The sequence below is a fragment of the Mesorhizobium argentiipisi (SeqCode) genome (assembly GCF_037179585.1).
Classification (GTDB): domain Bacteria; phylum Pseudomonadota; class Alphaproteobacteria; order Rhizobiales; family Rhizobiaceae; genus Mesorhizobium; species Mesorhizobium argentiipisi.
Window position 1 is genome coordinate 134,125 of the sequence record NZ_JAPYKO010000005.1, and the last position, 14,935, is coordinate 149,059.

The window sequence follows — 14,935 nt, forward strand, 5'->3', positions numbered from 1 at the left end:
TTTGACTTTTCAGGCACGTTCGGCGGCTTGGTCCGGCTCCTCCTCTTGGCGAGCATCCTTCAGCAGCGGGCGCTTCTCGGGAAATATCCCCTCCGGCCGAAAGCGAAGGACGAGTTGGAGCATGAGGCCGATCAGGAAGATTCGGCCGTACTTGGCCTGCAGGGCGTATTCGATTGGCAGTTGGTCGGTGACGAACTCGGAGGCGGACCAGATAATCCAAACGACGGCGACGCCGGCAAGAACGCCGCGGTTGTTGCCCGAACCTCCCAGGATCACCATGATCCATATCAGGAATGAGGCTATCATCGGATCGACGGCATCAGGGGTGATGGATCGACCCAGGTGCGCGTACAGCGCCCCGCCGAGACCCATCAAGGCGGCCCCGAAGACGAAGGCCTGCAGACGTCGAAAGGGGACGTCTTTGCCCATGGCCAGTGCGGCAACCTCATTGTCGCGAATTGCCCGCATCATCCTGCCCCAGGGCGCGGATGATTGCCTTTCTACGAGAAGGTAGGTTACCAGAAGGATCGCGGCGGCCATGCCGAAAAAAGCCAGCTGCGAGATAGTGTACGGCAAGTCTCCAAAGGGCCGGGGAACGTCGTTGATGCCGCGCGTCGAGCCCGTCAACCAGTCCTCGGACCTCGCAATGAGCCGGATCGTCTCGGCGACTCCGATGGTGACGATGGCGAGATAGTCGCCCCTGAATCTGAGGCAAAGTTTTCCCACAGGCCAAGCAATGATTGCGGACAACGCCATCGCTCCGATCACGCCAACGAAGACCGGCAGGCCGAAGCCGCCGAGCCTGTCGGCTACCGGGGGAGACGTGAGGATCGCCGTTGTATAGGCGCCGACCGCGAAGAAGCCGGCGATACCGGCATTGAACAGGCCGGCATAGCCCCATTGAATATTGAGGCCGATGGCCAAGAACCCGTAGATGCAGATGAAGGTTGCGACGTAAATGGGGTAGTTCAATGCGCCAAGAAGCTCCATGTCACACCGCCTACAAAACTTTGCCGATGAAGAGACCCGTGGGACGCACCAGGAGCACGAGCAGAAGGATCGCGAACGCGCTGAGGGCTTTGTATTCAGTCGGCAGGAACGAGACTGAAAGCTCTTCGACGACGCCTATGATCAAACCGCCGATCAGTGCGCCCTCGATGCGCCCGACCCCGCCAAGGATGGCCGCCGAGAAAGCTGGCAGAATGATGTTCCAGCCCATCATGGACTTCAGTTCGTAATTCATTCCCAGGAAGAAGCCGGCTGCCGCGCAAAGCCCACCGACGATCAACCAGGTGAGAGTGACGACCTTGGCGTTGTCGATCCCGCAAAGAAGAGCCAGATTCCGGTTGTCCGACATCGCGCGCATCGCCTTTCCCCACTTTGTGCGCGTGAGGAAGAGGACCAGGCAGGAAACCACGACAATGAGAGCCACAACCGTGTACAGTTCCGAGATCTTGACTCTCAATCCGAACCAGTCCTGCGGGCGCGTGATGCCTTTGGCGTAGGTCGTGGTGTTGACCCCCCAGATGACCTGAACGACGGAGCGGAGCATCAGGGCAACCCCCAGAGAGGCGATCGTGGTCAGGATCTTGGGTTTGGCCCGCAAGTGTTCATAAAAAAGGCGATCAAGCCCCACAGCGATCGCTCCCGTGATCGGTATCGCGACGAGCAGAGCGACGTAGACTGGCAGCCCGATCGACGCGGATCCGGCCAAGGCAAGATAAGCGCCGACAGTCGCCATGTCCCCGTGAGCAAGATGGGCATGCCGCATAATTGAGAACACGAGCGTGATTCCAATTGCGGCAAATGCGTACACCGAGCCGATGACAATGCCTGGCACGACGTAGAAGTTGAGAAATTCGGCCATCGAAAGCAGCCCCTATCCACCAAGGAACATGTCAGCCACGGTACGGTCAGCCAGCAATTCGCTGCCCTTTCCATCGTGCCGGTTGCGTCCGGCGGCCAGCACGTACCCGCGATCGGCAAAGGCGAGGGCCTGCTTGGCGTGCTGCTCGACAAGAAGGATGGAGACGCCCGTGTCTCTGACGTCCCGGCTGATCTGAAAGATCTGCTCCATATACTTGGGAGATAGTCCGGCCGTTGGCTCGTCAAGCAGAAGGACCTTGGGCTGGAGCATGAGAGCCCTGCCCATCGCCACCATCTGGCGCTGACCGCCGGACAGGCCACCGGCAAGCGCCTTCCTCTTGCCCTTTAGATCCGGAAACAACTGATAGACGCGGTCGCATGCCGCCGAGAAGTCGCCCTTCGTCAGGAAGGCTCCCATCTCCAGGTTCTCGTGGACCGTCATGTCACCGAAGACATTATCCACTTGTGGGACGTAGCTGATGCCGGCTTGAACAATCCTGTTGGGCGACCAGCCGGTGATGTTGGTTCCGTCGAAAACGATTGAACCGTCCCGGACTTGCAAAAGACCGAAAACGGCCTTCATCGCCGTGGACTTGCCGGCGCCATTGGGTCCGACCACTGCGACGATCTCACGCTCGGCAACTTCCATCGAGACATCGAGCAGAATATCGGCGTCTCCGTAACCGCCGCGCACATGCGTCATGACAAGGGCGGGGTTCATTGCTTCGCTCCCGCTCTTTCTCCGAGATACGCTTCGAGAACCTGGGGATCGGAGCGGACGGTCCTGAAATCCCCCTCGATCAAAACCTTGCCCTCAGCCATGCAGATCACAGGTTGGCAGAGGCGCTCGATCATCTCCATGTCATGCTCGATCAGGATGAACGTGTATCCGAGCTTGTCGTGCAGGTACTCAATCTTCTGCTCGATCTTGCGCAAAAGGGTGCGATTCACCCCGGCCGCCGGCTCGTCAAGCAAAACGAGCTTGGCGTCGGTCATCATTGTCCTGCCCAACTCCAGGAGCTTTTTCTGTCCACCCGAGATCAGGCCCGCGGGCTGGGAAGCAATGTGGGTGAGTTCGATGAACTCGAGCACATCCCGCGCCTTGTCGCGCGTTTGCCGCTCGGCTCTCCTCGTCGTCATCGGCGACAGCCAGTTACTCAAAAATCGTTCCCCGGGTTGATGCGGGGCTACCATCATCAGGTTCTCCAAGACGGTCAGATGGTGAAATTCGTGGGGTATCTGGAAGGTCCGAACGAGGCCGCGGGCAAAACGCTGATTGGGAGCGAGATCCGAAATGTCCTCGCCCAGGAATACGATCTTGCCGGACGTCGGACGGTGGGCACCGGCGATCAAGTTGAATAGTGTCGTCTTGCCGGCGCCGTTGGGGCCAATAAGACCGGTGATTGAGTTGGCACCCACGGAGATCGAACAATCGTTCATGGCCTGAAAAGGGCCAAAGAACTTCGTGAGCTTTTCACACGACAGCATTGGCGCGGAACTCATGCCTCCTCCGCCGTTGACTGAAAGAGAGACAGATGAAAGTCGAGCAGTAACTGCCCGCACTCTTTCGTGTCCGTGAAAGCCTCTATCAAACTTTTCCCCTCTTCCGCCTTTGAGCCGCCTAGCGAGGTGGACGCGGATTTGACTGGGAAACGTTAGCAGTTCGACGCTTGGCCCGTTTTTGTAAGCGGGCCGTGTTTTGTACATGAGGGCCCGATTCTTGACGGGCACATGCATAATACCAGGCAGGAGATGGCTCCCCGTCACCCTGAAAATGCCGTCGCCGGCGATCTGGCGTCAGGGCTGCCTGGATCGCGTCATGATCGTCTGATGAGTTTGGTTTGAAGAACCGAAGGTGCCGGCAACGTCCAACAGGGGTTTTTGGCCTGCCGAGTTTCTCTGGCCAAATCCAGCTGTCGCGGCAGAGGCCGAGGATGCAGCGTCCCCTCAACCCCAAGGTCCATGTGAAGCGACGTCAGTTCAGGCCAACAGCAGCCGCGGTCGCCCGAGAGTGACTTTTCACGAACTGTCTGGCGCGCTTCGGCCGGACCGCGCAAAGGCACATCCATGGTCAGCAGCCGAGGGAACGACAGCAGCCAGAACGCAGCCGACTGGGAAAGCCAAACTCCTTCCTTGCGGTGTTGCCTAGGCGCCGCTCAGGGTCTCAATGGAACGGGTGGGCCAGACTGCCAATTTCTGAGGGGGCGCCGCGACTCCGTTTCGGGCAGCAGCATCACGATCGCCCTGCAATGCGGGAGAAGCGCTAGCATACCGGTTCGCCATGAGACACATATCCACTCGATATCCCCTTGTTGCGCCGCTTCGTCGGCTGGTCCAGCGGCCATGGCAGTTTCATGGCAGAAATGGCTCTCTGCGAAAAGCAGGCCGGCAAACGACCGGGTACAAATGTGTCCCGGCGTGATGCGATCTGTTGGCCATATCGCTCCCGCTCGTGGGCCAATTCGAGAGGACTTTGCATGCCAAAAGTAAGGACCACCATAATCGGGTCCGTCGCACGAGGTCTCCCAAAGCGAGCGTCGGTCATCGCCTCCTGACATGCCCGAAAGATATTTCCAAAGTCCGCCTTTCATTCCGATCGGAAGTTAGTCTTCGAGTCGCATCGAAGGAGTGTATTGCTATGAACGCTGACAGCATAAACAACATTGACGATCTTGACCCTCTCGAGACTGCGGATTGGGTGGCATCCCTAGAGTCGCTGATACGGGAATCCGGTGACGCTCGAGCGCGCTTCGTGATGAGCGCCCTTGACGAAAAGGCCAAAGAGCTCGATGTGTTGCCCGACGTCCTGCCGTTTTCTCCCTATCGAAACACGATCTCGCTGGAGGCGCAGCCGCCGTTTCCTGGCGATGTGGAATTGGAGACCCGGCTGACCGCCATTATGCGCTGGAACGCGTTGGCGATGGTTGTGAGGGCGAACAAGGCCTACGGTGAGCTCGGCGGCCACGTGGCAAGCTACGCTTCGGCGGCCGAGATCTTTGAAGTCGGCTTCAACCACTTTTTCAAAGCGGATTCGGGCGAAGACGACGGCGACCTGGTCTTCTTTCAACCGCATTCGGCGCCAGGTGTGTATGCCCGGGCCTTCCTTGAAGGCCGGCTGACGAAGGAAAACCTGGAGAACTATCGAAGGGAAATCGGCGGGTCTGGCCTCTGCTCCTATCCGCATCCCTGGCTCATGCCTGACTTCTGGCAAGTCCCTACAGGTTCGATGGGCATCGGCCCGATCAGCGCCATCTACCACGCCAGGTTTATGCGCTACCTTCGGGACCGCAAGCTCGTTGATACTGACGGACGTCATATATGGGGCGTGTTCGGTGACGGCGAAATGGACGAGCCCGAGTCCATTGCGGGCCTGACGCTGGCCGCGAGGGAAAAACTCGACAATCTGACTTTCATCATCAATTGCAACCTTCAGCGTCTCGACGGGCCGGTGCGCAGCAACGGCCAGATCATCCAGGAACTCGAACAGCTCTTTCGTGGAGCGGGCTGGAACGTGATCAAGGTGCTGTGGGGAACCGAGTGGGACAATATCTTCGCTCGGGACAAGAGCCATGCGCTGTTGCGCCGCTTCGCGGCAACCGTCGACGGTAAATTTCAGACGCTCGGGGCCAAGGACGGCGCCTATAATCTGGCCAATTTCTTCGGAGAGGACCCTGAGGTGCGGGCTCTCGTCGCGCATATGTCAGATAAGGACGTCGATCAGCTCAAGCGCGGCGGTCACGATATTCGCAAACTCTTTGCCGCGTTCGAGGCAGCCAAAGCCACCAAGGGCAGGCCGACGGTAATCCTGGCGAAGACCAAGAAAGGATATGGAATGGGTGGTGCGGGCGAGTCCCGCATGACGTCTCATCAGGCAAAGAAACTCGACGTCGAGGCGCTGCTTGCATTCCGAGACCGCTTTGGTCTGCCGCTGACGAACGTTCAGGTTGAGACTCTCGAGTTCTACAAACCGGCTGATGATAGCGCCGAAATAAAGTACTTGCGCGACCGGCGTGGCGAGCTCGGCGGTTACATGCCGGCCAGGCGGAGGGTCTCCGAACCGGTCGCGATTCCTCCCATATCAACCTACGCTGACTTTGCCCTGCAAGCCCAAAACAAGGAAATGTCCACCACGATGGCCGTGGTGAGGATGTTCACCAATCTGCTTAAGGACAAGACTTTGGGGCCCCGGATTGTGCCGATCGTCGCCGACGAGGCCCGTACGTTCGGCATGGCGAACTTGTTTCGCCAGGTGGGGATCTATTCGCCGGTCGGACAACTTTATGAACCTGAAGACGCCGGCACCATGCTCTACTACAGGGAAGCGCGCGACGGGCAGCTTCTCGAAGAGGGCATCACCGAAGCGGGTGCGATCTCCACATGGACGGCGGCCGCAACCTCGTACAGCGTTCACGGGAAAGCCCTCCTGCCCTTCTATATCTACTATTCGATGTTCGGCTTCCAGCGTGTCGGCGACCTCATCTGGGCGGCGGCGGATCAACGTGCCCGGGGTTTTCTGATCGGCGCTACGGCGGGCAAGACCACATTGGGTGGAGAAGGACTGCAGCACCAGGACGGCTCGAGCCATCTCGTGGCCACGACGGTCCCAAACTGTCGGGCCTACGATCCCACTTTCGCTTACGAAATGGGGGTGATCCTCGATCATGGCATGCGCTCAATGCTCGAAGAGCAAGTAGACGAATTCTACTACATCACCGCGATGAACGAGAATTACGCGCAGCCGTCCATGCCTGCCGGGGTAGAAGCCGACATCGTGCGCGGCCTCTACAAGTTCGAAGGCAGCGCCAAAGCCACGGCCGATGTCCGCCTGCTCGGCTGCGGCACTATCCTCGTGGAGGTGATCCAGGCCGCCAAGCTGTTGCGCGAGGATTGGAACATAGCGACCGAGGTCTGGTCCGCAACAAGCTTCGGTGAACTGGCCCGAGAGGGTCGCGAGGTCGAACGCCACAATCGTTTCAATCCCCTTGGTGAGCAGAAAGTCAGCCATGTCGCGAAATGCCTGGGCGGGAAAACACCGATTCTCGCTGCCAGCGACTATGTACGTGCATATCCTCAGCTGATCGCGTCCTACGTGGAAGCACCCTACACGGTCCTCGGTACCGACGGCTTCGGACGAAGCGATACCAGGCAGGCGCTACGCAGCTTCTTCGAAGTGGATCGGCATCACATTGTCTTGGCAGCGCTCTCGGCACTGCAAAAGAGCGGGAAGCTGAAAGCGATGGCGGTCGCGGAGGCGATCGAGCGCTACGGCCTCCACGGCAACGCGGCTCCATGGAACATCTAAATATCAACGGAGTGTAGCGATGGTTGACCCGATCGAAGTGAGGCTGCCCGATATCGGCGACTACAAAGACGTGCCCGTCGCCGAAATCATGGTGAAGGCGGGTGATCTCGTCGAACTGGATCAACCCATTCTAACCGTCGAATCCGACAAGGCTACCATGGAGGTTCCCTCTCCAGTGGCTGGTCGGGTTGTGGAACTGAAAGTGGCGCTCGGAACCAGGGTCTCACAAGGAAACGTCTTGCTGACTTTGGATGCGGCGAACAGTCCCGAGAAACCGGCATCACCCGCCTCCGCCACAACCGAAGTCGTCACCGGTGCGGCTGTTCCCGCAGTTCCCGTGACACCGGCGAAAGAGGCGTCTCGCAGCGCTCCGCCCGCCGCGCCCCCGTCCGGCGAGGTTTCGACCTCCGACACCCATACCACGCCTTCCGTGCGCCAACTGGCTCGTGAGCTGGGCGTCGATCTGCAACAGGTCACAGCCACGGGACCGAAAAGCCGCATCCTGCGCGAAGATGTGGCGGCATATGTGAAATCAATCGTGGAGGGCGCACCGGCACGAACGGATCAAGCCGGTGGCGTCCTCCGGCGGGACCTGCCTGAATGGCCATCCGTCGACTTTTCGAAGTTCGGACCCGTACGACGCCAGCCACTGGCGCGTATCCAGAAGATTTCGGGCGCCAACCTCACAAGGAACTGGCTCACCATTCCTCACGTGACCAACTTCGACCACGCTGACGTGACCGACATCGAGGCCTTCCGCAAAGGCATCAATGCGGAACGCAAAGACGTGAAGCTCACGATGGTCGCGTTCTTGATAAAGGCCGCGGCGATCGCGTTGCGGACCTATCCGCGGTTCAACTCGTCCCTCGACGGCGATGAACTTGTCTTGAAGGAGTATGTGCACGTCGGCTTCGCCGCTGACACCCCGAAGGGCTTGATGGTCCCCGTCATCCGCGACGCCGACCGGAAAGGCCTGATCCAGATCGCGGAAGAAATGCGCGGACTGGCCGACAAGGCGCGGGATGGGACGCTGAACGCCAAGGACATGCAGGGTGGCTGCTTCTCGGTGTCCTCGCTCGGTGGCGTCGGCGGCGACGGCTTCACGCCAATCATCAACGCCCCCGAAGTGGCGATCCTCGGCGCCGGCAAGGCTTCGATGCAAGCCATTTGGACCGGCGACCGGTTTGAACCGCGGTTCGTTCTTCCCATAAGCCTTTCGTGGGACCATCGCGTGGTCGACGGCGTGGCCGCGGCGCGGTTCCTGGGCAACGTTGCATCAATCCTGAGCGACTTGCGTCGCTCGATCCTGTGAGCGGGACATGACTAGCAAGACGAAGATCGAGATCCCCGACATCGGTGACTTTGCCAACGTTCCGGTCATCGAAATCCTGGTCAGGACAGGTGAGGCCGTTTTGGTCGATCAGCCGATCCTGACGCTCGAGTCGGATAAGGCAACGCTCGAGGTCCCATCCCCCGCAGCGGGAATGGTCGACGCCATCCATGTATCGGTCGGAGACGAGGTATCGAAAGGCACGCTCATTGCAACCGTGGTCGGGCTTGAAACAGCCCAGCAGGACGTCGAGCCATCGAACGCGATCCAGAAGCAGGCTGCGTCGACGGCTGCTCGAACCGAAGGCGGCGTTGACTGTGACGTCGTGGTCATCGGCGCAGGACCAGGCGGCTATTCGGCGGCCTTTCGAGCGGCAGACCTTGGGCTGAAAGTCATCCTCATCGAGAAACACCAGACGTTGGGCGGCGTCTGCCTGAATGTCGGCTGCATCCCTTCGAAAGCACTGCTGCATCTCGTCGCCGTAAAGGAGGAAGCCGAGAGGCTGGCAGTACCCGGAATATCGTTTTCGCCCCCTCAAGTGAGCCTCGACGCAATCGTCAAGTTCAAGCAGGCGACGGTCGCACGCCTTACCGGTGGCCTTTCACAAATGACGAAAATGCGAAAAGTCGAGGTGATCATTGGAACGGCGGAGTTTCTTTCAAGCGACGCGCTGAACGTGAGCACAGCAGAAGGTGGGCGAGCCGTAAGGTTCCGAAAGTGCATTATCGCCGCAGGATCAGCGGCGGCCCATATTCCCGTCCTGCCGGATGACCCGCGTGTGGTCAATTCCACAGGCGCGCTTGAGCTTCCTTTTGTCCCAAAACGCATGCTGGTGGTCGGTGGAGGCATTATCGGCCTCGAGATGGCGACTATCTATGGCGGGCTCGGCGCGACCGTGGATGTTGTCGAACGATTGGAGGGGCTGTTACCCGGTGTGGACAGAGACGGCGTAGATATCTGGCGCAAGCAAAACAACCATAGATTTGGCGAGATCGCGGTCGGAGCCCAAGTCACCAGCGCCGTTGCGACGCCCTCGGGCATCAAGGTTACGGTTCAAGGCACAACGTCCTTCGAACGCGAGTATGACCTCGTTCTGCAGTCGGTCGGTCGACGGCCCAATGGCGCGGCACTCGGGCTCGATCGCGTTGACGTTGCTTGCGACAAGCGTGGCTTCATCGTCGTCGACGAACAGATGCGAACGAGTGCCCCTAACATCTTTGCGATTGGAGATATCGCCGGAGAGCCGATGCTGGCGCATAAGGCCATCCACGAAGGCCACGTAGCGGCAGAGGTGTGCGCCGGACTGAAAAGCGCTTTCGATGCCACCGTTGTCCCCAATGTGGCCTACACCAACCCGGAAATCGCCTGGGTCGGGCTGACTGAGGAACTGGCCAAGCAGTCTGGCGCAGCAGTTTCGGTGTCCAGGTTCCCATGGGCGGCTTCTGGTCGTGCAATCGCGAATGGAGCCGCTTATGGCGCGACCAAGCTGATCTTCGACAAAGGGACGAAGCGAGTGGTCGGCGGCATGATCGTTGGTCCTGGTGCAGGCGACATGATCGGCGAAATCTGTTTGGCAATAGAGATGGGCGCGGACGCGACAGACATGGCCAAGACGATCCATCCGCACCCCACACTCGGTGAAACGATCGGCATGGCAGCGGAAGTCGAGAAAGGCGTCTGTACCGACCTACCTCCAGCGGGAAAGAGATAGACCGCGCATCTCTACCACCCCTCGGGGCAGGTATGGATTCGCAACGAAATCTGGTCCGCTTCGGTTAAGGGCCTGGTGTTGTTATTTTGACGGCCGGACCAATCGAAACTGAAACGAATGGCCACAAGGTCGACTGCGGCGTGGCGAAAAGCAAGTTTGCCGCGTTTCTGCGCGGCAAACAGCCCAGCCCGAGAACGCTTTGCAACGGCGCTCCCTGCTTGAGGGCGCCACCGACGGCCAGGCAGTGTGCGAGAGAAGGGGGCACGGAGTACGAGTTCTCTACGCCCGCATCGATGGTGCGGTGCCTGACACATGAAAAGGCTGGCAGTATCGAGAATGGAGACCGTTCGACGAATTGGTTATGTTCGGTGACCGAAGGGTGAAGAAGAAAATGTATTTCGTGGTCCTCTGTGAAGATAAAGATATGAGCGGAAAGTTGCGCTCTCGAACGCGGCCCGCGCATTTGCAGTATCTTCAACCTTATCGCGACAAAATATTGCTCGCCGGCCCGCTATTGCAGGACGGGAGCGAAGAGTCTGCGGGTGGACTGATCATCATAGATCTTCCCGATTACGACGCAGCCGTATCATTCGCTCAAAATGACCCTTATGCGCTGGCGGGGCTCTTTGCACGCATCGAAGTACGGGCCTGGCGCAAGGTGATTCCCGCGTAGCCTGAGACACCAGCTCAGACGCGAAAATTGTTCTACGGAGGATTGACATTCATGGGGAACGCGAAAGACGACAAGCCCGGCAAGATGTTGACCAGCATGCGCGAGGCGGGATCGGCAATTGTTGTTACTGGTGCCGGGGGCGGTATCGGATCGGGCCTTGTAAGACGCCTCATCGGAGACGGCTGGCGCGTGCTTGCGGTGGATTTGAACCGCGACGGCTTGGCCAAGTTGCAGTCAGAGCGGTCGGTCGGCGCGCGACTGGATGTTTTCACCTTGGATGTGTCCCGGCCCGGGGACGTAGAAAGAACCGCCAGGCAAATCGATGACCAGGGCATCGCTGTGGCCGGCCTGGTCAACGCCGCAGGAATCCTGCAAGATGTCGTCCCATTCATGTCCCTTGATATCGAGCGACAGCGACAGATCTGGGACGTTAACTATTTCGGCGCGTTCTACTGCACCAAGTGGTTTGGAAACCTCATGATCAAGAACGGTGGCGGTTCCATCGTCAATATCACCTCGATCAATGAGCTGCGCGTGCTCCCCCTGCACGCTTACGGGCCGACCAAGGTCGCCATGGGATCGTTGACAACGCTGACCGCGGGCGAGTTCGGTGCAAAGTCGGTGCGGGTCAACTCAGTGGCGCCAGGGTTCACGTTGACCCCGGCAATGCAGGAAAAAATCGACTCCGGGAAGCGTGACGTCAGCGCGTTGAAGCGGGCCACAGCAATGCGGCGGCTGGTGGAGATCGATGAGGTCGCATCCGTTGTCAGCTTTCTCATGTCTGACGAATCCAGCGCTGTTACCGGAGTTTCAATTCCCGTCGATGCCGGGTGGCTTACAACCTCGCATTGGATGAATTTTGGCGATCTGCTGGCGACAGGCAGCGAAGAGAAACCAGGATCATGAAGCTCCTTCGAGTCGGCGAAGCAGGTCGGGAAGTGCCCGCCGCCGTGGATAGCCAAGGCAATCTTCGCGATCTGTCCGGCGTCGTCGATGACCTTTGCGGCAGGAGCCTTGCACCGAACGCGTTGCAGGCCTTGGCGAAACTCGATCTCGAAGCATTGCCGAAGCTCCAGCCTGCTCGCATCGGCCCGTGTGTTGGCTCTGTCGGCAAAATCGTGTGCATCGGCTTGAATTACAGGGATCATGCGCTTGAGGCAGGCCTGCCGATCCCCGCCGAACCGATCGTCTTCCTCAAGGCATCAAGCGCCATCTGCGGCCCAAACGACCCGATTCTGGTCCCAGCCGCGGCCGAGAAAACGGATTGGGAGGTGGAACTCGCGGTCGCAATCGGCACCGAAGCGAGCTACATCACGGAAGACGCCGCACTGACGCACGTTGCCGGTTATTGCGTGTTCAACGACCTTTCCGAACGAAGCTTTCAGTTTGATCGCGGCGGCACCTGGGACAAAGGCAAGAGTTGCGACACATTCGCCCCGCTTGGGCCATGGCTGGTCACTATTGACGAGGTCAAGGACCCACAGGACCTAAGGCTTTGGCTGGATATCGACCAAAGGCGTTACCAGGACGGGTCGACGCGAACCATGATCTTCAGTCTCGCGCAGATCATAAGCTACGTGAGCCGCTTCATGCGACTTGAACCCGGCGACATCATTGCGACCGGCACACCTCCGGGCGTTGGCATGGGTCAGAAGCCACCGGTGTTCCTGAAAGGCGGTGAGACCGTTCGAGCCGGGATACAGGGCTTAGGCGAACAAGTTCAACGGGTCGAGCTGCGCCAACCCGCCCGGGCCTGACCTTGTCCAGCAAACACCGCCTTTGTTCAAGGCACGTGTCTGCCAAACTTCTAGCATGCAGAGGCAACAATGACGAAGTCTATGGGTACGGTGGTCGCGAGGAATCTTGCGCCAGAACTGACGTCAGTCCAGGAATGCCGCCAGCTTACGGGAAGCAATCCCCTGTTTGGCGCCGTTTTCACCCAGCACATGGTGACAGGCCAGTACGACGCCGAGAACGGGTGGCACGATTTCCAAGTCGAGCCGCTGTCGCCATTCAGCTTTCACCCCGCGACCTCGACCCTGCATTACGGTCAGGCAATCTTTGAGGGATTGAAAGCTTATGCCCAGCCGGACGGCTCGATTGCGGTCTTTCGTCCTGAAGTGAATGCCCAGCGGTTTGCCGCAAGCGCGCGCCGCTTGGCCATGCCGCCCCTGCCAGAGCAGGTGTTTGAAGCGGCGATTCAACAGTTGGTTGATGTGGAACGCAATTGGGTGCCGCAGGGCTACGGAGAGAGCCTCTATCTTCGACCCATGATGTTTGCGCGGGACGCCCGCCTGACTACGCGGCCATCGGCAACCTATACTTTCTGCCTCATTGCATGCCCGGTGGGAGCGTATTTTCCAAACGGCGTCTCGGTGGTGACCGTTTGGATCTCCGAGGACTATGTCAGGGCCGTTCGGGGAGGCACTGGAGAGGCAAAATGCGCGGGCAACTACGCCGCAAGCTTTCTAGCCCAGCAGGAAGCGACGGCAAATCGATGCGACCAGGTCGTTTGGCTCGACGCCATCGACCGTGAGACCATCGAAGAAATGGGCGGTATGAACCTCTACTTTGTATTGGACGACGGGGGTCAAAGGAAGTTGATCACACCGGTGCCGACAGGATCCCTGTTGAAGGGAGTTACGCGGGCATCGCTGCTCACCGTTGCAAATGATCTGGGCTACCAGGTCGAGGAACGTCGTATTACGACTGAGGAATGGGAGCACGGTAGCCGGACGGGTACGATTGTTGAATCGTTCGCCTGCGGGACCGCGGCTGTCGTGACCCCTGTCGGCGCGGCCAAATCACGAAAAGGCAGTTTTACGATTGGCGACGGCGCGCCCGGGCCTGTCACCATGGAACTGCGCCAGCGGTTGCTCGATATACAGCATGGCCGGCAGAAAGACACACACGGATGGCTTTGCCCGATTGGACCGGCTGAAAAGGGCTAGGCAGGTTCGACCATAAGGCACTTCAAATGATCGAAAAAAGCGCTTAATTTGCGATGGAGCAACGAACAGGACGCACATACCTCATGGCCAGCCAATCCATCGACTGCACTACTGGCAGCACATGGAATAGCTTCGCTGACTACTTCCGGGCTGCCGCATATTCCAGTTTTCCGCAGGAGCACAGAACGTCTCCGGGCCGGCTGCGCTGCAGGATGGTGCTCGCCGAGTTCGGACCGCACAGCTACGACGACCCTGACGTTCCCGATCTCGTTATCTCATCGCCGCTGGAGATCATCAAGCCGGGCGAGACGTCATGGAACTTCGGCAGCGGATGGTCTCGAGGCGTTTGGACCCCCGGCAGCCTTTTTGCCATGCCTCCACATCATCGCAGTGACTGGCGCGCCGATGGCGTGCGCAGAGCCCTGTTGTTGATCGTCCCGACGGAGACGCTTAGGCGCGTCTTTGGGGTGTCGACGCCCGCCAACCTTCAGGAAGCTTTTGTTCCGCTCTCGAAAGACATCTGGCAGGACAATTTGGTGCATTCGCTCATTGTCAAATTGTGGGAGGCTTCAGAGCGAAATAGAAATACCGATTACATCTTGGCTGACGGCCTGCTTACCACCTTACTGAGTATTCTTCTTCAGCGCGCAGCCACCTCGGACATGCCGCAAAAGATCGTCTTGTCTCCGTTTAAATTGAAGCGAGTGAGCGACTTCGTGGATGGCAATCTGGATCAGAGCATTACAGTCAGAGACCTTGCGACCGTCTCAGGCCTCAGTGGCCGTCACTTTGCCAGGACTTTTACGCAGGAGACTGGGTTATCGCCTCACCGTTGGCTCATGCAGAGGCGCATAAGCAGCGCAACGCGCCTGCTGGTCGAGTCTGATCTCGACTGCGGATCCATCGCCGAGATGTGTGGCTTTGCTAGCCAGAGCCACCTGAGCGTTGCGATGAAGAGCCATCTCGGCGTGACACCAATTTTCTATCGGCGGGGCAATAAACCGGACTGATAGATGTGCTAACCGCCCACGGCAAGGGATCCATCGGCCGGTCTGAAGGGCCGGAATGTCGAGGGGTGCGTGCGCGCGATCCGATCATCGGC

General features: G+C 59.1%; 12 protein-coding genes. 8 read left to right on the top strand and 4 right to left on the bottom strand.

Going from position 1 to position 14,935, the window contains the following annotated elements:
* Nucleotides 1–9: 9 nt before the first annotated feature.
* From O7A05_RS10395 to O7A05_RS10410, 4 genes are read right to left on the bottom strand one after another with little or no spacing between them, the layout of a single operon-like run.
* Entirely contained in the window at nt 10–990 is a 981-nt protein-coding gene (locus O7A05_RS10395) for a branched-chain amino acid ABC transporter permease (protein ID WP_337092943.1), read from the bottom strand.
* 10 nt (nt 991–1,000) lie between these two features.
* Nucleotides 1,001–1,867, bottom strand: coding sequence for a branched-chain amino acid ABC transporter permease (locus O7A05_RS10400; protein ID WP_337092944.1), 867 nt, complete (start codon nt 1,865–1,867; stop codon nt 1,001–1,003).
* A gap of 12 nt (nt 1,868–1,879) precedes the next feature.
* Nucleotides 1,880–2,587 carry an ABC transporter ATP-binding protein gene (locus O7A05_RS10405; RefSeq protein WP_337092945.1) on the bottom strand — a complete coding sequence of 236 codons (708 nt, stop codon included), beginning with the start codon at nt 2,585–2,587 and terminating at the stop codon, nt 1,880–1,882.
* A complete protein-coding gene (locus O7A05_RS10410; protein ID WP_337093085.1) occupies nt 2,584–3,354 on the bottom strand; it encodes an ABC transporter ATP-binding protein in 771 nt (256 codons plus the stop codon). The genes O7A05_RS10405 and O7A05_RS10410 overlap by 4 nt, the downstream gene beginning before the upstream one ends.
* A 1,150-nt stretch (nt 3,355–4,504) precedes the next feature.
* Here O7A05_RS10410 and mdeB point away from each other — a divergent pair.
* The 8 genes from mdeB to O7A05_RS10450 all read left to right on the top strand — a co-directional run bounded on the left by mdeB (nt 4,505) and on the right by O7A05_RS10450 (nt 14,843).
* Nucleotides 4,505–7,168 (top strand): alpha-ketoglutarate dehydrogenase, encoded by a 2,664-nt coding sequence (gene mdeB / locus O7A05_RS10415; RefSeq protein ID WP_337092946.1) that lies wholly within the window; start codon nt 4,505–4,507, stop codon nt 7,166–7,168.
* Between the two features lie 19 nt (nt 7,169–7,187).
* Nucleotides 7,188–8,480, top strand: coding sequence for a dihydrolipoyllysine-residue acetyltransferase (gene aceF / locus O7A05_RS10420; protein ID WP_337092947.1), 1,293 nt, complete (start codon nt 7,188–7,190; stop codon nt 8,478–8,480).
* Between the two features lie 7 nt (nt 8,481–8,487).
* Complete coding sequence (lpdA, locus tag O7A05_RS10425) at nt 8,488–10,209, top strand: dihydrolipoyl dehydrogenase (RefSeq protein ID WP_337092948.1); 1,722 nt, start codon at nt 8,488–8,490, stop codon at nt 10,207–10,209.
* Between the two features lie 379 nt (nt 10,210–10,588).
* Nucleotides 10,589–10,882, top strand: a complete 294-nt coding sequence (locus tag O7A05_RS10430; protein WP_337092949.1) for a YciI family protein — start codon at nt 10,589–10,591, stop codon at nt 10,880–10,882.
* Nucleotides 10,883–10,933: 51 nt separating this feature from the next.
* Nucleotides 10,934–11,788: an SDR family NAD(P)-dependent oxidoreductase gene (locus O7A05_RS10435; protein WP_337092950.1), complete on the top strand. Its 855-nt coding sequence runs from the start codon at nt 10,934–10,936 to the stop codon at nt 11,786–11,788.
* Complete coding sequence (locus O7A05_RS10440) at nt 11,785–12,639, top strand: fumarylacetoacetate hydrolase family protein (protein WP_337092952.1); 855 nt, start codon at nt 11,785–11,787, stop codon at nt 12,637–12,639. Before O7A05_RS10435 ends, O7A05_RS10440 begins: the two co-directional genes overlap by 4 nt.
* A gap of 69 nt (nt 12,640–12,708) precedes the next feature.
* Complete coding sequence (locus O7A05_RS10445; RefSeq protein WP_337092953.1) at nt 12,709–13,833, top strand: branched-chain amino acid aminotransferase; 1,125 nt, start codon at nt 12,709–12,711, stop codon at nt 13,831–13,833.
* 83 nt (nt 13,834–13,916) lie between these two features.
* A complete protein-coding gene (locus tag O7A05_RS10450; RefSeq protein WP_337092954.1) occupies nt 13,917–14,843 on the top strand; it encodes an AraC family transcriptional regulator in 927 nt (308 codons plus the stop codon).
* Nucleotides 14,844–14,935: the final 92 nt, after the last annotated feature.